Source organism: Kosakonia arachidis (assembly GCF_900116535.1).
Lineage (GTDB): Bacteria > Pseudomonadota > Gammaproteobacteria > Enterobacterales > Enterobacteriaceae > Kosakonia > Kosakonia arachidis.
This window is the reverse complement of record NZ_FPAU01000002.1, coordinates 601499-627486: the sequence shown is the minus strand read 5'-3', so window position 1 is coordinate 627486 and position 25988 is coordinate 601499. Positions and strand designations below refer to the sequence as shown.

The following is a 25988-nucleotide window of genomic DNA, read 5'->3' as shown; positions in this document are numbered from 1 at the left end:
CGATGTCGACGATGAACCCGGATGGAAAGTTAAATGACAGGTAAAAAGCGTTCTGCCAGCTCGAGCCGCTGGCTTCAGGAACACTTTAGCGATAAATATGTTCAACAGGCGCAGAAAAAAGGGTTGCGTTCCCGTGCCTGGTTTAAACTTGATGAAATACAGCAAAGTGACAACCTTTTTAAGCCGGGGATGACAGTTGTTGATCTCGGTGCGGCGCCGGGTGGATGGTCGCAATATGCGGTCACTCAGATTGGCGGCAATGGCCGCATTATCGCTTGCGATCTTTTACCGATGGATCCAATCGTTGGTGTGGACTTCCTTCAGGGCGATTTTCGTGATGAATTAGTCCTGAAAGCATTACTGGAACGTGTCGGTGATAGTAAAGTCCAGGTTGTGATGTCTGATATGGCGCCAAACATGAGCGGAACGCCAGCGGTTGATATCCCTCGCTCAATGTATCTGGTTGAGTTGGCGCTGGATATGTGCCGCGATGTGCTGGCACCAGGCGGAAGTTTTTTAGTAAAGGTGTTTCAGGGCGAAGGTTTCGATGAATATCTCACGGAAATTCGTTCCATGTTTACGAAGGTAAAAGTGCGTAAACCGGACTCTTCTCGTGCGCGTTCACGCGAAGTGTATATTGTAGCGACCGGGCGAAAATGATACCCCGTTGATTTCGGCCTTTGGTTTGAAAGAAACTGGATATGTTGTATCCTGACGCTGTTTTTAACACAGTTGTAATATGAGGTTAATCCCTTGAGTGACATGGCGAAAAACCTAATACTCTGGCTGGTCATTGCCGTTGTGCTGATGTCAGTATTCCAGAGCTTTGGGCCCAGCGAGTCTAATAGCCGTAAGGTGGATTATTCTACCTTCCTGCAAGAGGTCAACCAGGACCAGGTTCGCGAAGCGCGTATCAACGGACGTGAGATCAACGTTACCAAGAAAGATAGTAACCGTTACACGACTTACATCCCGGTCAACGATCCGAAACTACTTGATAACCTGCTGACGAAAAACGTCAAGGTCGTTGGTGAGCCGCCTGAAGAGCCGAGCCTGCTGGCAAATATCTTCATTTCCTGGTTCCCGATGCTGTTGCTGATTGGTGTCTGGATTTTCTTTATGCGACAGATGCAGGGCGGCGGTGGCAAAGGTGCCATGTCGTTCGGTAAGAGTAAAGCGCGCATGCTGACTGAAGATCAGATCAAAACTACTTTCGCTGACGTTGCTGGTTGCGACGAAGCGAAAGAAGAGGTTGCCGAACTGGTCGAATATCTGCGTGAACCGAGCCGCTTCCAGAAGCTGGGCGGTAAGATCCCCAAAGGCGTGTTGATGGTCGGTCCCCCGGGTACCGGTAAAACGCTGCTGGCGAAAGCGATTGCGGGGGAAGCGAAGGTTCCATTCTTCACGATTTCCGGTTCTGACTTCGTTGAAATGTTTGTGGGCGTTGGTGCTTCTCGTGTGCGCGACATGTTCGAGCAGGCCAAGAAAGCGGCACCGTGTATTATCTTCATTGATGAAATTGACGCCGTTGGGCGCCAGCGTGGCGCTGGCCTTGGTGGCGGTCACGATGAACGCGAACAAACGTTGAACCAGATGCTGGTTGAGATGGACGGCTTCGAAGGTAACGAAGGTATTATCGTTATCGCTGCAACGAACCGTCCTGACGTACTCGACCCTGCGTTGCTGCGTCCTGGTCGTTTTGACCGCCAGGTTGTGGTTGGTTTGCCGGATGTTCGCGGTCGTGAGCAGATCCTGAAAGTGCATATGCGTCGCGTACCACTTTCGCCGGATGTCGATGCCGCGATTATCGCGCGCGGTACGCCGGGCTTCTCCGGTGCCGATCTGGCGAACTTAGTCAATGAAGCTGCACTGTTTGCCGCTCGCGGTAACAAACGCGTGGTTTCGATGGTCGAGTTCGAAAAAGCGAAAGACAAAATCATGATGGGTGCGGAACGCCGTTCCATGGTGATGACGGAAGCGCAGAAAGAGTCCACGGCCTTCCACGAAGCAGGTCATGCAATTATTGGCCGTCTGGTGCCGGAACATGATCCGGTGCATAAAGTGACGATTATTCCGCGCGGTCGTGCATTGGGTGTGACGTTCTTCCTGCCGGAAGGTGATGCTATTAGCGCCAGCCGTCAGAAACTGGAAAGCCAGATCTCCACGCTGTACGGTGGTCGACTTGCGGAAGAGATTATCTACGGTGTCGAACATGTTTCTACCGGTGCGTCCAACGATATTAAAGTTGCGACCAATCTGGCGCGTAACATGGTTACCCAGTGGGGCTTCTCTGACAAACTCGGTCCGTTGCTCTACGCCGAAGAAGAGGGCGAGGTTTTCCTTGGCCGTTCTGTGGCGAAAGCGAAACATATGTCTGATGAGACCGCGCGTATTATTGACCAGGAAGTGAAAGCTTTGATCGAGCGTAATTACGATCGTGCACGTCAGATCCTGAACGATAACATGGATATTCTGCATGCAATGAAGGATGCTCTGATGAAATATGAGACCATCGATGCTCCGCAGATTGATGACCTGATGGCGCGCCGCGAAGTACGTCCGCCGGCAGGTTGGGAAGATCCTGGCGCGAACAACTCTGACAACAACGGTACTCCGCGTGCGCCGCGTCCGGTTGATGAACCGGGTACGCCGAACCCAGGAAACACCATGTCTGAGCAACTGGGCGACAAATAAGTTATCTGTTGCTGAACCTGTTCTAACTAAAAAACCCTGGGGCATGCTCCGGGGTTTTCTTTATTGTATTAACCGCAACAATGCAGGAACTTTAAGTCATGAAACTCGACGCCCAGGGCACCATACTCGATCTTTCCCATCCGCACGTGATGGGAATCCTCAACGTTACGCCGGATTCATTTTCCGATGGTGGCACGCACAATACGTTAGTTGAGGCAGTCAAACATGCCAATTTGATGATCAACGCCGGGGCGACAATTGTGGATGTTGGCGGTGAGTCCACAAGGCCGGGCGCAGCGGAAGTCAGTGTGGAAGAGGAACTGGAGCGAGTGGTCCCGGTGGTTGAGGCGATAGCCCGGCGTTTTGAGGTCTGGATCTCAGTCGATACGTCGAAGCCCGAAGTCATTCTAGAATCCGCTCGTGCAGGAGCACATATTATTAATGATATCCGCTCGTTGACGGAACCGGGTGCGATGGATGCTGCCGCTACGACCGGTTTACCGGTGTGCCTGATGCATATGCAGGGACAACCCAAAACAATGCAAGAAGCGCCGAAGTATGAGGATGTGTTTGTTGATGTAAATCGCTTCTTTGCCGAACATATTACCCGTTGTGAAAAGGCCGGTATCGCAAGAGAGAAATTGATACTCGACCCGGGGTTCGGTTTCGGTAAGAATCTCTCGCACAATTATGCACTGCTTGCCCACCTGGCGGAATTTCATCACTTTGGGTTGCCGCTGCTGGTTGGAATGTCACGTAAATCTATGGTCGGACAACTGCTCAATGTCGGCCCTTCTGAGCGTTTGAGTGGGAGCCTTGCGTGTGCGGTGATTGCGGCAATGCAGGGGGCGCAGATTATTCGTGTTCACGATGTAAAAGAAACGGTAGAAGCTATGCGGGTGGTTGAAGCCACGCTGTCAGCGAAGGAAAACAAACGCTATGAGTAATCGTAAATATTTTGGCACTGATGGCATTCGTGGCCGAGTCGGTGACGCACCTATCACCCCGGATTTTGTTCTCAAGCTGGGTTGGGCCGCGGGAAAAGTACTGGCACGCCACGGTTCACGGAAAATTATTATTGGTAAGGACACCCGTATTTCCGGTTATATGCTGGAATCCGCTCTTGAAGCCGGGCTTGCGGCTGCTGGATTGTCCGCCTCTTTTACTGGTCCGATGCCGACACCGGCTGTTGCCTATCTGACCCGCACTTTCCGTGCTGAAGCGGGGATTGTTATTTCCGCATCGCATAACCCATTTTATGACAATGGCATCAAGTTCTTCTCAATTGATGGCACTAAACTGCCTGATGCGGTTGAAGAGGCGATTGAAGCGGAAATGGAGAAAGAACTGACCTGCGTCGATTCCGCTGAGCTGGGTAAAGCAAGCCGCATTGTTGATGCTGCCGGACGTTATATTGAATTCTGCAAAGCCACATTCCCCAATGAACTGAGCCTGAACGAGCTAAAAATCGTAGTTGATTGCGCTAACGGGGCAACTTACCACATCGCACCGAATGTGTTCCGCGAGTTGGGTGCGAAGGTCATCACCATGGGTTGTGAGCCTGACGGTGTAAATATCAATGAAAAATGCGGTGCAACGGATGTCAGTGCATTGCAGCAACGTGTCCTGGCAGAAAAGGCGGATCTTGGTATCGCTTTTGACGGCGATGGCGATCGCGTGATCATGGTGGATCATGAAGGTACCAAAGTGGATGGCGACCAGATTATGTACATCATTGCGCGTGAAGGTTTGCGTCAAGGGCAATTACGTGGCGGCGCTGTTGGCACGCTGATGAGCAATATGGGTCTGGAACTGGCGCTTAAGCAATTGGGCATTCCTTTTGCTCGCGCGAAAGTAGGCGATCGCTATGTCCTCGAAAAAATGCAAGAAAAAGGTTGGCGCATTGGTGCAGAGAACTCTGGCCATGTGATCCTGCTGGATAAAACGACGACCGGAGATGGTATCGTTGCGGGTTTGCAGGTTGTGGCGGCAATGGTGCGTAATCATATGTCGCTGCACGATTTATGTAGTGGTATGAAGATGTTCCCGCAGGTGCTTGTCAATGTGCATTTTACGGCTGGCAAGGGCGATCCCCTGGAAGACGAGCATGTAAAAACGACGATGGCTGAGGTAGAAGCTACTCTGGGTAGCCGTGGGCGTGTGCTATTGCGTAAGTCGGGGACCGAGCCGTTAATTCGGGTCATGGTGGAAGGCGAAGACGAAGCTCAGGTGACAGCGCTGGCAAATCGCATTGCCGACGCGGTGAAGGCCGTATAATAGTGTGATAAGTGCTTAAAAAGGCGGCTATTGCTGCGTTTTAACGGAACAGAAGTCGTAGTTTTGCTGTTTTTTTCCGCACTTGATAAAATGCACTGAAATTGCCCTTGCGAAGGTCATTCGCTTTGGTTAGTATTCACACCCGCTTCAGTGGGAAAGCAAAAAACGACCCACTTTTATTGGTTGAAGCATTTGCTGCGGCAATACCGCAAGGAACAGGTTGATTATGTACGAAGCTCTTTTAGTTGTTTTCCTTATTGTGGCTCTGGCGCTTGTTGCCATGATTATGCTGCAACAAGGTAAAGGCGCTGATATGGGAGCCTCCTTTGGCGCTGGCGCGTCTGGCACGTTGTTCGGTTCAAGTGGTTCTGGCAACTTCATGACTCGCACGACTGGTATACTGGCAACCCTGTTTTTTATCATCAGCCTTGTGCTGGGTAATGTTAACAGCAATAAAACCAATAAAGGAAGCGAGTGGGAAAATCTGAGCGCACCGGCGAAGAGTGAACAAACTCAGCCTGCAGCGCCGGCGCAGCCGACCAGCGATATCCCGCACTAAGTAACTGAGTAAGTCGTGCCGAGGTGGTGGAATTGGTAGACACGCTACCTTGAGGTGGTAGTGCCCGATTGGGCTTACGGGTTCAAGTCCCGTCCTCGGTACCAATATTCCAGAAAAAAGACATCATAAGATGTCTTTTTTTTCGTCCGTATCCGAAAAAGTAGACATTAAAAAAGACGCCATCAGGCGTCTTTTTTTAATCCGTTTTTTTAATCCGTCAGCGATTATTTCTTCTCGCTGTTTTCCAGATTTTCTACCTGCGGCAGGCCATTGCCGGAAGTCGTGGAGAGCAAGCCGGTTTGCACGTAATTGAAGAGTTTTTCGCGGGTATCCGTGATATCCAGGTTGCGCATAGTCAACTGCCCAATACGGTCATCCGGAGAGAACACCGAGTCGCCTTTTTCCATTGTCAGGCGTTCTGCTTTGTAAGTCAGATTGTCGGATACGGTATTGAGGATTGAGTAATCATTACCGCGACGCAGTTCCAGCGTTACTTCACCCGTGATTGCGCTTGCCACCCAACGTTGTAAAGAGTCACGCAGCATCAGCGCCTGTGGATCGAACCAGCGGCCCTGATACAGCAGACGACCTAACTGGCGGCCATGAGCGTGATACTGTTCAATGGTATCTTCATTGTGAATACCGGTTAACAGACGCTCATATGCAATATGCAGTAGAGCCATCCCCGGCGCTTCGTAAATACCACGGCTTTTCGCTTCGATGATACGGTTTTCAATCTGGTCGCTCATGCCCAGCCCATGACGTCCACCAATGCGGTTCGCTTCTAGCATCAGTTCAACGTCATCGGCAAAGGTTTTGCCATTCAACGCTACCGGGTGACCACGTTCAAAACGAACGGTCACTTCTTCGGCCTGAATTTTTACGTTCTCATCCCAGAATTTAACCCCCATGATTGGGTTGACGATTTTAACGCTGGAATTGAGGAATTCGAGATCCTTCGCTTCGTGCGTCGCGCCCAGCATGTTGGAATCGGTTGAGTACGCTTTTTCTGCTGACATTTTGTAATCAAAACCGGAGGCAGTCATGAATTCGGACATTTCCTGACGACCGCCCAGTTCGTCGATAAAATCAGTATCAAGCCATGGCTTGTAGATTTTCAGTTCTGCGTTGGTCAGCAGCCCGTAGCGATAGAAGCGCTCAATATCGTTCCCTTTGTAGGTGCTGCCATCACCCCAAATATTCACACCATCTTCTTTCATTGCTGCAACCAGCATGGTGCCGGTAACCGCGCGGCCGAGCGGGGTGGTGTTAAAATAGGTCAAACCGCCCGTGGTGTTGTGGAACGCACCACACTGAATGGCTGCGATGCCTTCAGCGACCAGTTGCTTGCGACAGTCGATCAGGCGGGCATTTTCCGCACCATATTCCTTAGCGCGACGGGGAATCGCGTCATAGTCATCCTCATCCGGTTGCCCCAGGTTTGCTGTGTATGCATATGGAACCGCACCTTTTTGGCGCATCCACAGCAGCGCTGCACTGGTGTCCAGACCGCCGGAGAAAGCAATACCAATACGTTGACCTGTAGGAAGATGCTTGAGAATCGTCGTCATAAAAAAATCCCTGCTTGATAGACTGATGGTGAGAGACTTAACAGCCACGCCATACTATTTGCCACTCATTTTTGAAAATTTCAGTGAATGGTTATGCAAAATAAATGAGTTTTCATTTAATCATCTTTTGGCGATGACCGGAAGAGAAGAGAGCAATTTTCATCATAATTATTGGCCTGAGATATCTTTTATGTAGGCCTAATTTGCCGCAATAAAATGCATAGTCGGCAGTTTGTCAGATGTACATAACATGCAGTTGACAGATAGTCATGTTTATCAATATAATGCAGACCGATTTTACGTCCCGTCTTCGGTACCAAATCCCAGCATTATTTGCAGATTCGCGCTCAATCGGGTAGAATTTGCCACGTTTCAGGCGCGGGGTGGAGCAGCCTGGTAGCTCGTCGGGCTCATAACCCGAAGGTCGTCGGTTCAAATCCGGCCCCCGCAACCACTTTCCCTAAGTGTTTTTTTTCAAATATACTATGAAGACTTGACGCCTTCGTAGCTGGATTTGAAAAAAATACTCACGGAAGGTTCTCCAGGCCGCAGTTGCGGCTATAGGGTTCAGTTATTTAAAGCCCCGATTTATCGGGGTTTTTTGTTATCTGAGTACGAAATAACTGGGCTATACGCCCTTTTTTTATGTCTTGGGGGTGGACTTGTCCACATTAGAGCAAAAATTAACAGAGATGATTACGGCACCGGTTGAAGCACTGGGCTATGAACTGGTCGGTATCGAGTTTGTGCGTGGTCGCACATCTACGCTGCGCATCTATATTGATAGTGAAGATGGCATCAATGTTGAAGATTGCGCTGATGTCAGCCACCAGGTCAGTGCGGTACTGGATGTTGAAGATCCAATTACCGTTGCTTACAACCTGGAAGTTTCCTCACCAGGTCTTGAGCGTCCGTTGTTTACGGCTGAGCATTATGCGCGCTTTAAGGGCGACGAAGTCTCGTTGGTGCTGCGTATGGCGGTGCAGAACCGCCGTAAATGGCAGGGCATCATTAAAGATGTCGATGGCGAGATGATCACCGTTACGGTCGAAGGTAAAGATGAAGTGTTCGCGTTGAGTAATATTCAGAAAGCGAACCTGGTCCCCCACTTTTAACAGTCTGGATTGAGGTGAAAGGCCCCCAATGAACAAAGAAATTTTGGCTGTTGTTGAAGCTGTTTCTAACGAAAAGTCGCTTCCGCGTGAAAAAATCTTTGAAGCGCTGGAAAGTGCTTTAGCTACAGCAACCAAGAAAAAATATGAGCAAGAGATTGATGTGCGCGTAAGCATCGATCGTAAAAGTGGTGATTTCGATACTTTTCGTCGCTGGGTGATTGTCGAAGAGGTAACGCAACCGACGCGTGAAATCACGCTTGAAGCGGCGCGTTACGAAGACGAAAGTCTGAATGTCGGCGACTACGTCGAAGATCAGATTGAATCCGTGACCTTTGACCGCATCACCACGCAAACTGCGAAGCAGGTTATCGTACAGAAAGTGCGTGAAGCGGAGCGCGCGATGGTGGTTGATCAGTTCCGTGAACACGAAGGCGAAATCATCACTGGGGTGGTGAAAAAAGTTAACCGCGATAACATCACTCTTGACCTCGGTAGCAATGCTGAAGCAGTGATCCTGCGTGAAGACATGTTGCCGCGTGAAAACTTCCGTCCAGGCGACCGCATCCGTGGCGTACTGTATGCTGTGCGTCCTGAAGCGCGCGGTGCTCAACTGTTCGTTACGCGTTCCAAGCCGGAAATGCTGATCGAATTGTTCCGCATCGAAGTGCCGGAAATTGGCGAAGAAGTGATCGAGATTAAAGCTGCAGCCCGCGACCCGGGTTCTCGCGCCAAAATCGCAGTGAAGACCAACGATAAGCGTATCGATCCGGTCGGCGCTTGCGTTGGTATGCGTGGTGCGCGTGTTCAGGCGGTTTCTACCGAGTTGGGTGGCGAGCGTATTGATATCGTGCTGTGGGACGACAACCCAGCTCAGTTCGTGATCAACGCAATGGCGCCGGCAGATGTCGCTTCTATCGTTGTGGATGAAGACAAGCACACCATGGACATCGCCGTTGAGGCAGGTAACCTCGCGCAAGCTATCGGCCGTAATGGTCAGAACGTGCGTCTTGCGTCTCAGCTAAGTGGCTGGGAACTCAACGTTATGACCGTTGAGGACCTGCAGTCCAAGCATCAGGCTGAAGCGCATGCGGCAATTGATACCTTCACCCGTTACCTGGGCATTGACGAAGATTTCGCTACCGTCCTGGTCGAAGAAGGTTTCTCTACGCTGGAAGAACTGGCCTATGTGCCAATTAAAGAGCTGCTGGAAATCGACGGTCTGGATGAAGGCACCGTTGAAGCCCTGCGCGATCGTGCGAAAAATGCCCTGACCACTCTGGCATTGGCGCAGGAAGAGAGTCGCGGCAATAAAGAGCCGGCTGATGACCTGCTTAATCTGGAAGGTCTGGATCGTGCATTGGCTTTCAAACTGGCTGCTCGTGGTGTTTGTACGCTTGAAGACCTCGCCGAGCAAGGCGTGGATGACCTGAGTGATATCGAAGGGTTAACCGACGAGAAAGCAGGTGAGCTCATCATGGCCGCACGTAATATTTGCTGGTTTGGTGACGAAGCGTAATAAACTGTAGCAGGAAGGAACAGCATGACAGATGTAACCGTAAAAACGCTGGCCGCTGAGATTCAGACCTCCGTGGACCGCCTGGTGCAGCAATTTGCTGATGCAGGGATCCGCAAGTCCGCTGAAGACTCAGTGACGGCACAAGAAAAGCAGACGCTTCTGGCGCACCTGAACCGTGAACACGGTTCGTCGCCTGATAAGCTGACGCTGCAGCGCAAAACGCGCAGCACATTAAGTATCCAGGGCACCGGTGGTAAAAGTAAGTCGGTGCAGATCGAAGTCCGTAAAAAACGCACCTTTGTAAAACGCGATCCACAAGAGGCTGAACGTCTCGCTGCGGAAGAAGAGGCGAAGCGTGAAGCGGAAGAGAAGGCCCGTCGTGAAGCAGAGGAAGCCGCTGAGCGCGAAGCCGAGGAAAAAGCAAAGCGTGAGGCCGAAAGTCGCCTGAAACGTGAAGCTGAAGAAAAAGCTAAACGCGAACATGCTGAAAATGCAAAACGCGAGGCTGCGGAAAATAGCAAAGTGAGCAACCAACAATCTGACGAAATGACCAGGGCAGCCCAGACGGAGAAATCCCGTCGCGAAGCTGAAGCGCAAGAACTCAAGCGCAAAGCGGAAGAAGAGGCACGCCGTAAACTGGAAGAAAATGCGCGTCGCGTAGCGGAAGAAGCTCGTCGTATGGCGGAACAAAATGAAAATGGCTGGGTAGCCAGCAGCGATGAAGAAGAGACTACCGGCGATTATCATGTAACCACTTCGCAGCATGCGCGACAGGCGGAAGATGACAACGACCGTGAAGTTGAAGGTGGTCGGGGTCGTACCCGCACGGCTAAAGCGCCGCGTCCGAAGAAAGGTAACAAACACGCTGAGAGCAAAGCCGATCGTGAAGAAGCGCGTGCAGCGGTTCGCGGTGGCAAAGGTGGTCGCCAGCGTAAAGGTTCTGCTTTGCAGCAGGGCTTCCAGAAACCGGCGCAGGCGGTTAACCGCGACGTGGTAATCGGTGAAACCCTCACCGTTGGCGAACTGGCGAACAAGATGGCCGTTAAAGGCTCTCAGGTCATCAAAGCCATGATGAAACTGGGTGCTATGGCAACCATCAACCAGGTTATCGACCAGGAAACCGCGCAGCTCGTTGCTGAAGAAATGGGCCACAAAGTTATCCTGCGTCGTGAAAATGAGCTGGAAGAAGCGGTAATGAGCGACCGTGATACTGGGGCTGCGGCTGAACCGCGCGCGCCAGTCGTGACCATCATGGGTCACGTTGACCACGGTAAAACCTCTCTGCTGGACTATATTCGTTCGACGAAAGTGGCCTCCGGCGAAGCGGGCGGCATTACTCAGCACATTGGTGCATACCACGTTGAAACCGACAACGGCATGATCACCTTCCTGGATACCCCAGGCCATGCCGCGTTTACTGCAATGCGTGCCCGTGGTGCTCAGGCAACGGATATCGTTGTTCTGGTTGTTGCTGCCGACGACGGCGTCATGCCGCAAACCATCGAAGCTATCCAGCATGCGAAAGCAGCGCAGGTGCCGGTGGTGGTTGCAGTGAACAAGATTGATAAACCTGAAGCCGATCCGGATCGCGTTAAAAACGAACTGGCTCAGTACGGTATCATCCCGGAAGAGTGGGGCGGAGAAAGCCAGTTCGTACACGTTTCTGCGAAAGCGGGTACCGGTATCGACGATCTGCTGGATGCAATCCTGCTGCAGGCCGAAGTGCTGGAACTGAACGCTGTCCGTAAAGGTATGGCGAGCGGTGTCGTTATCGAATCCTTCCTGGATAAAGGTCGTGGTCCGATTGCTTCCGTTCTGGTTCGTGAAGGTACTCTGCATAAAGGCGATATCGTTCTGTGCGGCTTCGAATACGGCCGTGTGCGTGCGATGCGTGACGAGCTTGGCCGTGAAGTTACTGAAGCTGGTCCGTCTATTCCGGTTGAAATCCTCGGTCTTTCCGGCGTTCCTGCCGCAGGCGATGAAGCAACCGTTGTGCGTGACGAGAAGAAAGCGCGTGAAGTTGCGCTGTATCGTCAGGGTAAATTCCGCGAAGTTAAACTGGCACGTCAGCAGAAATCCAAACTGGAAAACATGTTTGCCAACATGACTGAAGGCGAAGTTCACGAAGTGAATATCGTACTGAAGGCTGATGTTCAGGGCTCTGTCGAAGCAATCTCCGATTCTCTGCTGAAGCTCTCTACTGAAGAAGTGAAAGTGAAGATCGTGGGTTCAGGTGTCGGTGGCATCACCGAAACCGACGCGACTCTGGCTGCTGCGTCCAACGCTATTCTGGTTGGCTTTAACGTTCGTGCTGATGCCTCTGCACGTCGAGTGATCGAAGCTGAAGGTCTGGATCTGCGTTACTACTCGGTCATCTATAACCTGATCGACGAAGTGAAAGCCGCGATGAGCGGTATGCTCTCTCCAGAACTGAAACAGCAGATCATTGGTCTGGCGGAAGTTCGCGATGTGTTCAAATCACCGAAATTCGGCGCGATCGCAGGCTGTATGGTTACTGAAGGCGTGGTTAAACGTCACAACCCGATCCGCGTCCTGCGCGACAACGTGGTTATCTATGAAGGCGAGCTGGAATCTCTGCGTCGCTTCAAAGATGACGTGAACGAAGTCCGTAACGGCATGGAATGTGGTATTGGCGTGAAGAACTACAACGATGTGCGCACTGGCGATGTGATCGAAGTGTTCGAAATTATCGAAATTCAGCGCACAATCGAGTAATCCGCATCGCTTTTCGGGCTGCGGCATTGGTGGCATATGCACACCCCAGTTACAGCGTTATCTGTGTTTCTGGGGGCACGCATTTGCCCTCCAGCTGTAACCCGCATTCATAGTGGATACAAATATTGCAGGCCGGGTAAGCGAAGCGCCACCCGGCAGAATATCAAAAGGGGCTACGGCCCCTTTTTAGTCTGGAGAATTATTATGGCGAAAGAATTTGGTCGCCCGCAGCGCGTATCCCAGGAGCTGCAAAAAGAAATTGCGATTATCCTGCAGCGTGAAATCAAAGATCCGCGACTGGGGATGATGACTACCGTATCCGGCGTTGAAGTTTCCCGTGATCTGGCTTATGCCAAAGTGTTTGTCACCTTCCTTAACGACAAAGATGAAGCTTCTGTTAAAGCGGGCATCAAAGCGTTACAGGACGCTTCTGGTTTTATTCGTAGCCTGCTGGGTAAAGCGATGCGTCTGCGTATTGTGCCGGAACTGACATTCTTCTACGACAATTCGCTGGTGGAAGGGATGCGTATGTCCAACCTGGTGACCAGCGTGGTGAAGCATGATGATGAACGTCGTGTGAATCCGGACGACAGCAAGGAGGACTGATGAGTCGTCCTCGTCGTCGTGGTCGCGACGTGCATGGCGTTCTGCTGCTTGATAAACAGCAAGGCGCGTCAAGCAATGATGTGCTGCAAAAGGTCAAACGCCTTTACAACGCTAACCGTGCCGGGCATACCGGGGCGCTGGACCCGCTGGCGACAGGTATGTTGCCGGTTTGTCTGGGCGAAGCGACAAAGTTTTCCCAGTATCTGCTGGATTCTGATAAACGTTATCGGGTCATTGCACGGTTGGGCCAGCGAACTGATACTTCGGATGCAGATGGGCAAATTGTCGCAGAGCGCCCGGTAACCTTTACCGACGATCAATTGGCTACGGCGCTGGAAAGCTTCCGTGGCGATACGCAGCAAGTGCCATCGATGTATTCCGCGCTGAAGTATCAGGGAAAGAAGCTCTACGAGTATGCGCGTCAGGGAATTGAAGTGCCGCGTGAAGCACGGCCTATTACCGTTTATGAGTTGCTATTTATTCGGCATGAAGGTAATGAGCTGGAGCTGGAAATCCACTGTTCTAAAGGGACTTACATCCGCACCATTATTGACGATCTGGGCGAGAAGCTGGGTTGTGGCGCACATGTTATCTACCTGCGTCGACTGGCCGTGAGCAAATACCCGGTTGAGCGGATGGTCACCCTGGAACACCTGCACGAGCTGGTATCCCTGGCTGAGCAGCAGAATATTCCAGCGGCGCAGCTACTGGATCCTCTGTTGATGCCGATGGACAGCCCGGCATCCGATTTTCCTGTCGTCAATATTCCTTCTGTCGTGGCCGCGTATTTCAAAAATGGTCAGCCGGTACGCGCATCAGCCGCGCCAAAAGAGGGGCTGGTACGCGTGACAGAGGGTGATGAAAGTAAATTCATCGGTATGGGCGAGATGGATGATGATGGTCGCGTGGCGCCGCGTCGTCTGGTTGTAGAGTATCCCGCTGTATAACGGGCTTGCCTTGCGAGAACCTGTCACTACGAGTAGAATATTGCCGCTTAACGTTGGGCTATGTATTTAACATTGCCCGGCGCTAAACCCTGGAGCGCTGAATTAGAGATCGGCGCCCTTTCATTTATAAATACTTTGGAGTTTTAAAATGTCTCTAAGTACTGAAGCTACAGCTAAAATCGTTTCTGAGTTTGGTCGTGATGCAAACGACACCGGTTCTACCGATGTTCAGGTTGCTCTGTTGACTGCACAGATCAACCACCTGCAGGGTCACTTTGCAGAGCACAAAAAAGATCACCACAGCCGTCGTGGTCTGCTGCGTATGGTTTCTCAGCGTCGTAAACTGCTCGACTACCTGAAACGCAAAGATGTTGCGCGCTACACCTCGCTGATCGAGCGTCTGGGTCTGCGTCGCTAAGTCTGGCGAGTTTCAAGAAGGGGCCTTTATGGCCCCTTTTTTCAACCAGGCGGCAGCAATTGGCAGTAAACTAATGTATTGTTGCCATGTATGTCTTCACTGCAGAGGTTCGCGCGGCTAATGAGAGGCTTTATCCGCAATGGGGCGGGTTAGGGTTGTCATTAGTCGCGAGGATGCATGAAGATTCGGTTTAATTGTCAGCACGCCTTTGGTGTGCTGACATTCATAAGAAAGGACAGAATTTTGCTGAATCCGATCGTTCGTAAATTCCAGTACGGTCAACATACCGTTACGCTGGAAACCGGCATGATGGCGCGTCAGGCCACCGCTGCCGTAATGGTAAGCATGGATGACACTGCGGTATTTGTAACCGTTGTTGGCCAGAAAAAAGCGAAACCAGGTCAGGACTTTTTCCCGTTGACCGTTAACTATCAGGAGCGTACCTACGCTGCTGGTAAAATCCCGGGTGGTTTCTTCCGTCGTGAAGGTCGTCCGAGCGAAGGTGAAACCCTGATTGCGCGTCTGATTGACCGTCCGGTTCGCCCGCTGTTCCCCGAAGGTTTCGTTAATGAAGTTCAGGTGATTGCCACTGTTGTTTCCGTTAACCCGCAGGTTAACCCGGATATTGTCGCGATGATCGGTGCTTCCGCAGCACTGTCTCTGTCCGGTATCCCGTTCAATGGTCCGATCGGCGCTGCTCGCGTGGGCTACATCAATGACCAGTACGTGCTGAACCCGACCCAGGAAGAACTGAAGGCGAGCAAACTGGATCTGGTTGTTGCCGGTACTGAAGCGGCTGTTCTGATGGTGGAATCTGAAGCAGAACTGCTGAGCGAAGATCAAATGCTGGGCGCTGTGGTCTTTGGCCACGAACAGCAGCAAGTTGTTATCCAGAACATCAACGAGCTGGTGAAAGAAGCCGGCAAACCGCGTTGGGACTGGCAGCCGGAAGCTGTGAACGAAGCGCTGAATGCGCGCGTAGCTGCCCTGGCCGAATCTCGTCTGAGCGATGCGTACCGCATCACCGACAAGCAGGAGCGTTACGCTCAGGTTGATGCAATTAAATCTGAAACTATTGCGACTTTGACTGCCGAAGACGAAACGCTGGACGCTAACGAGCTGGGCGAAATCCTGCACGCTATCGAGAAAAATGTTGTGCGTAGCCGCGTACTGGCTGGTGAACCGCGCATCGATGGCCGTGAAAAAGATATGATCCGCGGTCTGGACGTTCGTACCGGTGTTCTGCCGCGTACTCACGGTTCTGCACTGTTCACCCGTGGTGAGACTCAGGCGCTGGTAACGGCAACGCTGGGCACTGCGCGTGATGCTCAGATCATCGACGAGCTGATGGGCGAGCGCACTGACTCTTTCCTGTTCCACTATAACTTCCCTCCTTACTCCGTAGGGGAAACCGGGATGGTCGGTTCGCCGAAGCGCCGTGAAATCGGTCATGGTCGTTTGGCAAAACGCGGCGTGCTGGCTGTAATGCCGGATGCAGACAAATTCCCGTACACCGTTCGTGTGGTTTCTGAAATCACCGAATCCAACGGCTCTTCTTCTATGGCTTCCGTGTGCGGTGCTTCTCTGGCACTTATGGATGCGGGCGTGCCAGTGAAAGCAGCTGTTGCAGGTATCGCAATGGGTCTGGTGAAAGAAGGCGACAACTTTGTTGTTCTGTCTGACATCCTTGGCGATGAAGATCACCTGGGCGATATGGACTTTAAAGTAGCGGGCTCCCGCGACGGTATCTCTGCGCTGCAGATGGATATCAAAATTGAAGGTATCACCAAAGAGATCATGCAGGTCGCGCTGAACCAGGCAAAAGGTGCACGTCTGCATATCCTGAGCGTGATGGAGCAGGCGATTAACGCGCCGCGTGGCGACATTTCTGAGTTCGCACCGCGTATCCACACCATCAAGATTAACCCGGACAAAATCAAAGACGTTATCGGTAAAGGCGGTTCTGTTATCCGTGCGTTGACCGAAGAAACGGGTACCACTATTGAAATCGAAGACGACGGTACCGTGAAAATCGCGGCGACCGACGGTGAAAAAGCGAAATTCGCTATTCGTCGTATCGAAGAAATCACCGCTGAGATCGAAGTGGGCCGTATCTACAATGGTAAAGTGACCCGTATCGTTGACTTTGGCGCGTTTGTTGCCATCGGCGGCGGTAAAGAAGGTCTGGTACACATCTCCCAGATCGCTGATAAGCGCGTTGAGAAAGTGACCGATTATCTGCAGATGGGCCAGGAAGTCCCGGTGAAAGTTCTGGAAGTTGATCGCCAGGGCCGTATTCGTCTGAGTATCAAAGAAGCGACTGAACAAACTCAGCCTGCTGAAGCGTTAGAAGCGCCGCAAGCAGAGCAGGGCGAGTAAGGTTGCCTTTGCCCTCCGCCCACCAGGTGGAGGGCTTATTTAGCGGGCAGGACGCCATGTTTGCAGCCGGGGGACAGGACGTTCATCCAATTGTTGTCTTCGGGAGTGGGAAATGAAGCCTTTTTTGCGCTGGTGTTTCGTTGCGACAGCTTTAACGCTGGCAGGATGCAGCAACTCTGCCTGGCGTAAGAGCGAAGTCCTCGCGGTGCCATTGCAACCGACTTTGCAGCAAGAAGTGATTCTGGCACGCATGGAACAAATTCTTGCCAGTCGGGCTTTAACCGATGACGAGCGCGCACAGCTTTTATATGAGCGCGGAGTGTTGTATGATAGTCTCGGTCTGAGGGCATTAGCGCGGAATGATTTTTCACAAGCGCTGGCAATCCGACCGGATATGCCCGAAGTATTCAACTACTTGGGCATTTATTTAACGCAGGCAGGCAATTTTGATGCTGCCTATGAAGCGTTTGATTCTGTACTTGAGCTTGATCCAACTTACAACTACGCGCACTTGAATCGCGGGATCGCATTGTATTACGGCGGTCGCGATAAGTTAGCGCAAGATGATCTGCTAGCGTTTTATCAAGACGATCCTAATGATCCTTTCCGTAGCCTGTGGCTTTACATTGTTGAGCGAAAGCTCGATGAGAAAAAGGCAAAAGAAGCACTGAAACAGCGCTTCGAGAAATCGGACAAGGGACAATGGGGATGGAATATTGTCGAGTTCTACCTCGGTGACATTAGCGAAGCAACGCTGATGGATCGCCTGAAGGCAGACGCAACGGATAACACCTCGCTCGCTGAGCATCTCAGTGAAACCAACTTCTATTTAGGTAAGTATTACCTAAGTCTGGGGGATAAGGACAGCGCCACGGCACTGTTCAAACTAGCGGTTGCTAACAACGTTCATAATTTTGTTGAGCACCGTTACGCATTGTTGGAATTAGCGCTCTTGGGCCAGGAGCATGACGACCTGGCAGAATCGGACCAGCAATAGCTGACGAACATATCAGCCCTTAATCTCTTTTGATTGTCATCATCTTCGCGGGTGAGGGCTTTATTGTTCGTTAATCAATCTACTTTGAGCCGGTTCACACTTTTCAATGAAAATTGCTAATCATTTTCACGATGAGTTATGTAGACTGGCCGCCAATGACATAGAGGCACTTGTACTACATGGCTGAATTCGAAACCACTTTTGCAGATCTGGGGCTGAAGGCTCCTATCCTTGAAGCCCTGAACGATCTCGGTTACGAAAAACCATCTCCGATCCAGGCTGAGTGCATTCCGCACCTGCTGTCTGGTCGTGACGTACTGGGCATGGCCCAGACTGGTAGCGGTAAAACCGCAGCGTTTTCTCTTCCGTTGCTTCACAACATCGATTCGGACCTGCGTGCGCCGCAGATCCTCGTGCTTGCTCCGACCCGCGAACTGGCGGTTCAGGTAGCTGAAGCAATGACCGATTTTTCTAAACATATGCATGGCGTAAATGTGGTTGCTCTGTACGGCGGCCAGCGTTATGACGTGCAATTACGCGCCCTGCGCCAGGGACCACAGATCGTCGTCGGTACTCCGGGGCGTCTGCTGGATCACCTGAAACGCGGCACGCTGGATCTCTCTAAACTGAGTGGTCTGGTTCTGGATGAAGCCGACGAAATGCTGCGCATGGGCTTTATCGAAGACGTTGAAACGATTATGGCGCAGATCCCGGCAGGTCATCAGACTGCTCTGTTCTCTGCAACCATGCCGGAAGCTATCCGTCGCATTACTCGCCGCTTTATGAAAGAGCCGCAGGAAGTGCGCATTCAGTCCAGCGTAACCACTCGCCCGGACATCAGCCAGAGCTACTGGACGGTGTTCGGCATGCGCAAAAATGAAGCGCTGGTTCGTTTTCTCGAAGCGGAAGATTTTGATGCGGCGATTATCTTCGTCCGCACCAAAAACGCGACCCTGGAAGTGGCCGAAGCGCTGGAGCGTAGCGGCTATAGCAGCGCTGCGCTGAACGGAGACATGAACCAGTCCTTGCGTGAGCAAACTCTGGAGCGTCTGAAGGACGGTCGTCTGGATATCCTGATTGCGACCGACGTTGCGGCCCGTGGCCTGGACGTTGAGCGTATCAGCCTGGTTGTTAACTACGATATCCCGATGGATTCTGAGTCTTACGTTCACCGTATCGGCCGTACCGGTCGCGCGGGTCGTGCTGGCCGCGCACTGCTGTTCGTTGAGAACCGCGAGCGTCGTCTGCTGCGCAATATTGAGCGTACGATGAAGCTGACCATTCCGGAAGTTGAACTGCCGAACGCAGAACTGCTGGGCAAACGCCGTCTGGAAAAATTTGCTGCGAAAGTTCAGCAACAACTGGAAAGCAGCGATCTGGATCAGTACCGCGCGCTGCTGGCGAAAATCCAGCCGTCTGCCGAAGGCGAAGAGCTGGACGTAGAAACGCTGGCCGCAGCGCTGCTGAAAATGGCTCAGGGCGAACGTCCTCTGATCCTGCCGCCGGATGCGCCTATGCGTCCTAAGCGCGAGTTCCGCGACCGTGATGATCGTTTCGAACGTCGTGGCGACCGTAACGACCGTGGCCCGCGTAGCGACCGTCCAGAACGCAGCGGCGAAGATCGTCCTAAACGTGAACGTCGTGACGTTGGTGAAATGGAACTGTACCGCATTGAAGTGGGCCGTGATGACGGTGTTGAGGTTCGTCATATCGTCGGCGCCATTGCTAACGAAGGCGATATCAGCAGCCGTTACATCGGTAACATTAAGCTGTTTGGTTCGCACTCCACCATTGAGCTGCCGAAAGGTATGCCAGGTGAAGTTCTGCAACATTTCACGCGTACGCGTATTCTCAACAAACCGATGAATATGCAGTTGCTGGGCGATGCACAACCACGCGAGCGTACCGAACGTCGCAGTGGCGGCGAGCGTCGTCCTGGTGTTGGTGGCGAACGTCGTGAAGGCGGTCGTGGCGAAGGTCGTCGCTTCAGTGGTGAGCGTCAGGAAGGCCGTAGTTTAGGTGGCGAACGTCGTGCACCGCGCCGCGATCGTGACGAAAGCACCAACCGTCGTCGCAACGACGCCTAATTTTCCTTACGATCTGTAAAGAAAAAGATACAGCCCCGGTCAAAACGATCGGGGCTTTTTTTCTCTGGAATGTACTCCTGTACTGGTACAATGCGCGGCCTGAATTCAGGCTTTGAATCCACAGGAGAATATTTCAGATGTCGACACTGACAACCACACAGGCTTCCCCTTCGTTGTTCGGCGGGGTGGTCATTATCGGCGGCACCATCATTGGCGCAGGCATGTTCTCGTTGCCCGTAGTGATGTCCGGCGCGTGGTTCTTCTGGTCACTGCTGGCATTGCTGTTTACATGGTTTTGTATGCTGCACTCGGGTCTGATGATACTTGAGGCCAACCTTAACTATCACAGCGGGGCAAGTTTCGACACCATCACCAAGGATCTGCTGGGAAAAGGCTGGAATTTGTTGAATGGCGTCTCGATTGCCTTCGTGCTCTATATTCTGACTTACGCTTATATTTCGGCGAGCAGCTCCATTCTGCATCATACCTTTGCCGAAATGTCGCTGGATGTGTCGCCGCGTCTGGCGGGATTATGCTTTGCATTGGGTATTGCTTTTATCGTTTGGCTCTCCACGCACGCAGTCAGCCGCATGACGGCGATTGTGCTGGGGGCGAAGGTGATCACTTTTTTCCTCACATTTGGCAGCCTGATCGGGCACGTACAGCCTGCGACATTATTTAATGTGGCGCAAAGCGACGCATCCTATACACCCTATTTGTTGATGACTCTGCCGTTTTGTCTTGCCTCATTTGGCTATCACGGCAACGTTCCAAGCCTGATGAAATACTACGGCAAAGATCCGCGCACCATAACCCGTTGCCTGATCTACGGTACGCTACTGGCGCTGGGGTTGTATGTTGTCTGGCTCCTGGTGACGATGGGCAATATCCCGCGTCCGGCATTTATTGCTATTGCAGCGAAGGGCGGCAACATTGATTTACTGGTGCAGGCGCTCAGCGGTGTGTTGAACAGCCGTAGCCTGGATCTGCTGTTAGTGATTTTCTCTAACTTTGCGGTTGCCAGTTCATTCTTGGGGGTGACTTTGGGGCTGTTTGATTATCTGGCGGATTTATTTGGCTTTGATGATTCACCGACTGGACGTTTCAAAACGGCTTTGCTGACGTTTGTGCCGCCGATTGTCGGTGGTTTACTGTGGCCGAATGGTTTTCTGTATGCCATTGGCTATGCGGGGTTGGCTGCGACGATTTGGGCGGCGATTGTTCCTGCGCTGTTGGCGAATGCGTCACGTAAACGCTTTGGCAGCCCGGCATTTCGCGTCTGGGGCGGCAAGCCAATGATTATCCTGATTCTGCTGTTTGGCATCGGTAACGCCGTAGTACACCTGCTTTCCAGCTTTAATCTGCTGCCAGTTTATCAGTAATTTTATGCCGGAGGCGCTGCGTTTACCCGGCCAGCAAATCTACCGGGCTGAACAAGGCGCAAGGCGCCATCCGGCACTGACAAAAACTACCCGAGCAGTTCTTCTTTCACTTGCATTGCCAGCTCAAACGAGTAGAGCCGTGCCTGGTGATCGAAAATTTGCCCATTAACCATAATCTCGTCCGCGTCCGTTTCCCTCAGGATCGACTCCAGCCCATGGCGCACCTTCGCTTTATCCCCTACCAGTGACATGCTCAGTGCCTGCTGTACGCCATACTGCTCGGACGGTGACCAGAACTGATCCATATCGGCGATTGGCGGTGGCAACTGCGCCGTTTCACCCCGCCGCAGTTTCACAAACGCCTGCTGCATAGAGGTAAAGAGGAATTCCGCATCGCGGTTGCTGTCGGCGACAACAATGTTGATGCACACCATCGCATAAGGTTTCTCCAGCCGAGCGGAAGGTTTGAAATTCGCACGATAGAGATGCAGAGCCTGGAACAACATATCTGGGGCAAAGTGCGAGGCAAAAGCAAACGGCAGGCCGAGCTGTGCGGCCAATTGCGCGCTGTACAGGCTGGAACCCAGCAACCAGACCGGTATCTGTTCGCCGTAGCCCGGCACCGGGCGGACATGCGGATTTGGATCGCGGGCGTCAAACCAGTCCACCAGTTCAGCAACATCGCGCGGGAAGTTATCGACATCGCCGCTCATATGGCGACGTAATGCCATCATGGTACGCTGATCGCTGCCCGGTGCGCGGCCGAGGCCCAAATCGATGCGTCCCGGATAGAGTGTGTTCAGCGTACCGAACTGCTCAGCAATCACTAGCGGCGAGTGGTTCGGTAGCATCACGCCGCCGGAACCCAGGCGTAGGGTCTGCGTATTGGCGGCAAGGTAGCCAATCAGCACCGACGTCGCTGCGCTGGCGATACCAGTCATATTATGGTGTTCGGCCAGCCAGTAACGGTGATAGCCACGCTTCTCAGCCAATTTTGCCAGATCCAGCGAATGGGTAAACGCCCCGCGGGCAGAAGAACCTTGTGGGATCGGCGCGAGATCCAGCACCGAAAAGGGAATTGTTTTCTCAGACATAGAAACTCACTTTGCTACAGCATCGTTATCAGATTGAAGGTCTTCTTCCAGCCTGGCCCAGAGTGGCGGGACAGGCCAGAAAAGCTGCAACTTTTATAGTGCATTAACCTTTACTGAAAGCTGTTAACAAAGTGAGCCTTATTAAAGTTCTAACTGCAAACCGGGCAATCTGCGCCAGTAGCCATTACAGTCGCTGTGAGCGGCGAGTTGCAGCGGCGCGTTGCCCGTTTCATTAGCTTTAAACGCATCCAGCATGGCGAACGTTTCCGGTCCCATCGGCGACAGACGCACAATATCGACCACATCTTTCATCGAAACCAGTTCATTGCCGAGATTATAGACATAGCCACTCATCGTCTGGATGCCATTGAGAACAAACACTTGCTGGTTCTCCTGCGATACCATGCTGCGCCCGTTCGGGTATTTTATGCAGCAGGTTTCACACTCATCCTTCGGTCTGTCTTCTGAGCGAGCGGTAAAGCAGCGGGCAGAATACGCCAGCGGTAGGTGGCCGTAGCTCAACACTTCTACCTCAAACTGCCGACGAATACCCAGCGTTTCGCACTGTTCAAGTAGATTGACCAGCCAGTCACGCGAAAGCTCAACCGGCATACACCAGCGTACCATGCCTTGCTTGAGCAGCAGACGCAGCGTCACGGCGTTATAGCAGTTAAGGGCATGCCCGGCGACGAATGGCAGCTTACGGTCAGCGCACATGTTCACTACGCCCAGATCGCTGGCTTCCAGCAGAAATTGGCCGTTATCAACATAGCGCTTCAGTTCATTTAATTCTGAAGAGGCTTGCACCAGCGCCAGCGTGGAGAGTACTACCTGTTTGCCGCTAGCGGCGAGCGCTTTTGCCATATCCAGCCAGTCGCCTACTTTGGTCGCGCGACGCTTGCTGCACACCGCCTCGCCAAGATAAATCACATCAGCGTTGCTGGTGGCAGCCTGGCGGTAAAAATCTTCCAGCGTCTCTTTTGGCCAGTAATAAAGAACCGGCCCTAATGAATATTTCATTGTCTACCTACTGCCATTTACGGTGATATGCACCGAGCGTGGTTTGCGTACCTTCCGACATGGCCCCTAACGTCTCCATCCATGCGGATTGCGGGATAAAGTCCTGCGGCGCAGCCATGCAGCGATCGATAGCCTGACGCCATACCTTCGCCACCTGACTCACATACGCCGGGCTGCGCTGGCGACCTTCTATTTTTACCGAGGCGATATTTGCTGCTAACAATTCCGGTAGCAGCTCCAGGGTATTCAGGCTGGTAGGTTCTTCCAGCGCATGATAACGCTCGCCATCTACCAGATAACGCCCTTTGCACAGTGTGGGATAACCTGCGTTTTCCCCCTCCTGATAGCGGTCGATCAGCACGTCATTCAGACGAGATTCCAGCCCTTGCGGCGTTTGCTGCCAGCGGACAAAACGTGCGGGCGAACAGGCGCCGACGGTATTGGGCGATTCGCCGGTGAGATAGGAGGAGAGGTAGCAACGGCCTTCTGCCATAATGCACAGGCTACCGAAAGCGAAGACTTCCAGCGGAACGGGCGTCGCGCACGCCAGTTGTTTCACCTGATGAATGGATAAAACACGCGGTAGAACCACACGTGCGACATCAAAGTGGCGGTGGTAAAAGCGGATTGCTTCTTCGTTGGTGGCGGAGGCCTGCACGGAAACATGACGCTCAATATGCGGATAACGCTCGGCAGCGTATTCCAGCATCGCCAGATCAGCGAGGATCAGTGCATCTGCACCAATCTGCGCGGCCATATCCACGGCCCGCTCCCAACGATGATAACCATCCGGGTGGGCAAACGTATTAATCGCGATATGCAGTTTGCGGCGGTGTTGATGAACAAAACTCACCGCCTCCTGGAGTTTTTTCTCCGTAAAGTTGAGTCCGGCAAAATGGCGGGCGTTTGTATCATCTTTCAGGCCGATATAAACCGCGTCGGCACCGTTTTCGATAGCCGCCTTCAATGCCGGAAGGTTTCCGGCAGGGCAGAGCAACTCCATAGTATATCCTGCAATCAAGAGCCAGAGGCCCGGACGTACCCCGCAGGGCCGCCAAATTGTTAACGAACTGGGATTTTAGTTAACCTGCTGGCGACAATTTTTGATTTGAGGCAGTTAAATGCGTATTGATGGAGCCATAACTGCCGTCTATTTATTGCCTGATTGTTGATTTGCGCCGCTATGCCATGACGGGAATGTGGCAAAATAGTCGCAATTATCATTTCTGGGAGTTAAGCCTGTGTTGGATTCATTGCGCTCACGTCTTGTTCACTTCGGCCCGGCATTATTAAGTGTTCCGGTTAAGTTCACACCTTTCGCCATCAAGCGTCAGGTGCTGGAGCAGGTGCTGCGATGGCAATTCCAGCAGGCGCTGGCGGACGGAGAGCTTGAGTTTCTCGAAGGTCGCTGGTTAAGTATTCAGGTACGGGATATCGGCCTTACATGGTATACCTCTGTTGAGAATGGTCAGTTGATTGTGCGTGAGTCAGCTGATGCCGATGTCAGCTTCAGCGCGGACGCCAGCGATTTGCTGATGATTGCCGCGCGCAAACAGGATCCGGACACGCTTTTTTTCCAGCGTCGGCTGGCGATTGAAGGCGATACGGAACTTGGGCTGTACGTAAAAAATCTGATGGACGCCATTGAACTGGAGCAAATGCCAAAACCCTTGCGGGTGATGCTGCTACAACTGGCGGAATTTGTTGAGGCTGGCCTGCAAGCGCCGCCTGCAACGACACAACCTTCTGTAGGTGAGCCATGCTGATTAGAGTTGAAATTCCCATTGATGCACCTGGTATTGACGCGTTATTGCGTCGTAGTTTTGGTGGTGAAGGCGAAGCCATGCTGGTGCACAATCTGCGTGAGGACGGTTTGATCACGCTGGGATTTGTTGCAACTGATGATGAAGGGCAGGTTGTGGGCTATGTGGCCTTTAGCCCGGTTACGGTTGACGGTGAAGAGCTGCAATGGGTCGGGCTTGCGCCGCTGGCGGTCGATGAGCAGTATCGCGGCCAGGGCATTGCGCGGCAGCTTGTCTATGAAGGGCTGGATTCTCTGAATGAGTTTGGTTATGCCGCCGTGGTTACGCTGGGTGATCCGGCGTTCTATAGCCGTTTGGGGTTTGAAAAAGCCGCACAGTACGACCTGCATTGCCGCTGGCCACAAACGAATGAGGCGTTTTTAGTTCACCCTCTTGCTGATGATGCGCTGAATGACGTCGGTGGGAAGGTCGAATACAGTGATCACTTCAATCGCCTTTAACAACGTTTACTTGCAGGCTTTCCCGTAGCGTTTCGAACATGCCATCGTCGGCGACGAGGCGCTCTTTCTGGCGTTTGGTTAACTGCTTGATGTGGTACTCCAGCCGTAACGCCAGCGATCTTTCTCCTACCTGAGCTGAAAAAACCAGCGTCAGAGCGCCTTTTCCCCGCAGCGCTTTTGCCCCTTTGCCGTTTTGATGTTGCGTAAAGCGACGCGCCACATCGGTAGTAATGCCGGTATACAGCATGTTGTCGGCGGTGCGAATAAGATAAAGAAACCAGGGCGTCATGGCATTATTCATTGTGTTAATGTGAACGAAAAAATAAC

At 52.4% G+C, this 25988-nt stretch carries 23 protein-coding genes and 2 tRNA genes; 20 read left to right on the top strand and 5 right to left on the bottom strand.

What is annotated here, in order from left to right; translation table 11 throughout:
- The first annotated feature begins 33 nt into the window (after positions 1 to 33).
- The 6 genes from rlmE to BM427_RS11140 all read left to right on the top strand — a co-directional run bounded on the left by rlmE (position 34) and on the right by BM427_RS11140 (position 5634).
- Positions 34 to 660 carry a 23S rRNA (uridine(2552)-2'-O)-methyltransferase RlmE gene (rlmE, locus tag BM427_RS11165; protein ID WP_090121606.1) on the top strand — a complete coding sequence of 209 codons (627 nt, stop codon included), beginning with the start codon at positions 34 to 36 and terminating at the stop codon, positions 658 to 660.
- A 102-nt stretch (positions 661 to 762) separates the two neighbouring features.
- Positions 763 to 2694 (top strand): ATP-dependent zinc metalloprotease FtsH, encoded by a 1932-nt coding sequence (ftsH, locus tag BM427_RS11160; protein ID WP_090121604.1) that lies wholly within the window; start codon positions 763 to 765, stop codon positions 2692 to 2694.
- 98 nt (positions 2695 to 2792) lie between these two features.
- Positions 2793 to 3641, top strand: a complete 849-nt coding sequence (gene folP / locus BM427_RS11155; protein WP_090121603.1) for a dihydropteroate synthase — start codon at positions 2793 to 2795, stop codon at positions 3639 to 3641.
- On the top strand, positions 3634 to 4971 hold the full coding sequence (gene glmM, locus BM427_RS11150; protein ID WP_090121601.1) for a phosphoglucosamine mutase: 1338 nt from the start codon (positions 3634 to 3636) through the stop codon (positions 4969 to 4971). Before folP ends, glmM begins: the two co-directional genes overlap by 8 nt.
- 226 nt (positions 4972 to 5197) lie before the next feature.
- Positions 5198 to 5530 carry a preprotein translocase subunit SecG gene (secG, locus tag BM427_RS11145; RefSeq protein ID WP_007369924.1) on the top strand — a complete coding sequence of 111 codons (333 nt, stop codon included), beginning with the start codon at positions 5198 to 5200 and terminating at the stop codon, positions 5528 to 5530.
- Between the two features lie 17 nt (positions 5531 to 5547).
- A tRNA-Leu gene (locus tag BM427_RS11140) sits at positions 5548 to 5634 on the top strand.
- Between the two features lie 120 nt (positions 5635 to 5754).
- On the opposite strand, the gene argG is transcribed toward BM427_RS11140, so the two are convergent.
- Positions 5755 to 7101: an argininosuccinate synthase gene (gene argG, locus BM427_RS11135; RefSeq protein WP_090121600.1), complete on the bottom strand. Its 1347-nt coding sequence runs from the start codon at positions 7099 to 7101 to the stop codon at positions 5755 to 5757.
- 377 nt (positions 7102 to 7478) lie between these two features.
- Here argG and BM427_RS11130 point away from each other — a divergent pair.
- The 12 genes from BM427_RS11130 (at position 7479) to mtr (ending at position 21284) form a co-directional block, all read left to right on the top strand.
- A tRNA-Met gene (locus BM427_RS11130) sits at positions 7479 to 7555 on the top strand.
- Between the two features lie 208 nt (positions 7556 to 7763).
- Positions 7764 to 8216, top strand: a complete 453-nt coding sequence (gene rimP, locus BM427_RS11125) for a ribosome maturation factor RimP (protein WP_139109737.1) — start codon at positions 7764 to 7766, stop codon at positions 8214 to 8216.
- Between the two features lie 28 nt (positions 8217 to 8244).
- Positions 8245 to 9732: a transcription termination factor NusA gene (nusA, locus tag BM427_RS11120; RefSeq protein ID WP_090121597.1), complete on the top strand. Its 1488-nt coding sequence runs from the start codon at positions 8245 to 8247 to the stop codon at positions 9730 to 9732.
- Between the two features lie 24 nt (positions 9733 to 9756).
- On the top strand, positions 9757 to 12468 hold the full coding sequence (gene infB / locus BM427_RS11115) for a translation initiation factor IF-2 (RefSeq protein ID WP_090121596.1): 2712 nt from the start codon (positions 9757 to 9759) through the stop codon (positions 12466 to 12468).
- Positions 12469 to 12672: 204 nt separating this feature from the next.
- Positions 12673 to 13074, top strand: coding sequence for a 30S ribosome-binding factor RbfA (gene rbfA / locus BM427_RS11110; RefSeq protein WP_039056815.1), 402 nt, complete (start codon positions 12673 to 12675; stop codon positions 13072 to 13074).
- A complete protein-coding gene (gene truB / locus BM427_RS11105; protein ID WP_090121594.1) occupies positions 13074 to 14021 on the top strand; it encodes a tRNA pseudouridine(55) synthase TruB in 948 nt (315 codons plus the stop codon). Before rbfA ends, truB begins: the two co-directional genes overlap by 1 nt.
- Before the next feature lie 148 nt (positions 14022 to 14169).
- Positions 14170 to 14439, top strand: a complete 270-nt coding sequence (gene rpsO, locus BM427_RS11100) for a 30S ribosomal protein S15 (protein ID WP_007369931.1) — start codon at positions 14170 to 14172, stop codon at positions 14437 to 14439.
- Positions 14440 to 14682: 243 nt separating this feature from the next.
- On the top strand, positions 14683 to 16818 hold the full coding sequence (gene pnp, locus BM427_RS11095) for a polyribonucleotide nucleotidyltransferase (RefSeq protein WP_090121593.1): 2136 nt from the start codon (positions 14683 to 14685) through the stop codon (positions 16816 to 16818).
- A 112-nt stretch (positions 16819 to 16930) separates the two neighbouring features.
- Positions 16931 to 17815 carry a lipoprotein NlpI gene (gene nlpI / locus BM427_RS11090; RefSeq protein WP_090121592.1) on the top strand — a complete coding sequence of 295 codons (885 nt, stop codon included), beginning with the start codon at positions 16931 to 16933 and terminating at the stop codon, positions 17813 to 17815.
- A gap of 106 nt (positions 17816 to 17921) precedes the next feature.
- Positions 17922 to 18002, top strand: a complete 81-nt coding sequence (yrbN, locus tag BM427_RS26350; protein WP_107147034.1) for a protein YrbN — start codon at positions 17922 to 17924, stop codon at positions 18000 to 18002.
- Positions 17995 to 19902, top strand: coding sequence for a DEAD/DEAH family ATP-dependent RNA helicase (locus tag BM427_RS11085; RefSeq protein WP_090121590.1), 1908 nt, complete (start codon positions 17995 to 17997; stop codon positions 19900 to 19902). Before yrbN ends, BM427_RS11085 begins: the two co-directional genes overlap by 8 nt.
- Positions 19903 to 20039: 137 nt before the next feature.
- Positions 20040 to 21284 carry a tryptophan permease gene (mtr, locus tag BM427_RS11080; RefSeq protein WP_090121589.1) on the top strand — a complete coding sequence of 415 codons (1245 nt, stop codon included), beginning with the start codon at positions 20040 to 20042 and terminating at the stop codon, positions 21282 to 21284.
- Between the two features lie 86 nt (positions 21285 to 21370).
- Here the strand turns inward: mtr and BM427_RS11075 are convergent, their stop codons facing one another.
- The 3 genes from BM427_RS11075 to ubiU all read right to left on the bottom strand — a co-directional run bounded on the left by BM427_RS11075 (position 21371) and on the right by ubiU (position 24401).
- Entirely contained in the window at positions 21371 to 22378 is a 1008-nt protein-coding gene (locus BM427_RS11075) for a luciferase-like monooxygenase (RefSeq protein WP_090121588.1), read from the bottom strand.
- Between the two features lie 141 nt (positions 22379 to 22519).
- Positions 22520 to 23398, bottom strand: coding sequence for a U32 family peptidase (locus tag BM427_RS11070; RefSeq protein WP_090121586.1), 879 nt, complete (start codon positions 23396 to 23398; stop codon positions 22520 to 22522).
- A 7-nt stretch (positions 23399 to 23405) separates the two neighbouring features.
- Positions 23406 to 24401: a ubiquinone anaerobic biosynthesis protein UbiU gene (gene ubiU / locus BM427_RS11065; protein WP_090121585.1), complete on the bottom strand. Its 996-nt coding sequence runs from the start codon at positions 24399 to 24401 to the stop codon at positions 23406 to 23408.
- A 238-nt stretch (positions 24402 to 24639) separates the two neighbouring features.
- Between ubiU and ubiT the strand changes: the two genes are divergently transcribed.
- Both ubiT and BM427_RS11055 read left to right on the top strand, forming a co-directional pair.
- Positions 24640 to 25164: a ubiquinone anaerobic biosynthesis accessory factor UbiT gene (ubiT, locus tag BM427_RS11060; protein ID WP_090121584.1), complete on the top strand. Its 525-nt coding sequence runs from the start codon at positions 24640 to 24642 to the stop codon at positions 25162 to 25164.
- Positions 25158 to 25661: a GNAT family N-acetyltransferase gene (locus BM427_RS11055; protein WP_090121582.1), complete on the top strand. Its 504-nt coding sequence runs from the start codon at positions 25158 to 25160 to the stop codon at positions 25659 to 25661. Before ubiT ends, BM427_RS11055 begins: the two co-directional genes overlap by 7 nt.
- On the opposite strand, the gene BM427_RS11050 is transcribed toward BM427_RS11055, so the two are convergent.
- Complete coding sequence (locus BM427_RS11050; protein WP_090121581.1) at positions 25648 to 25950, bottom strand: GIY-YIG nuclease family protein; 303 nt, start codon at positions 25948 to 25950, stop codon at positions 25648 to 25650. The two genes, BM427_RS11055 and BM427_RS11050, sit on opposite strands and share 14 nt — an antisense overlap.
- Positions 25951 to 25988 lie beyond the last annotated feature (38 nt).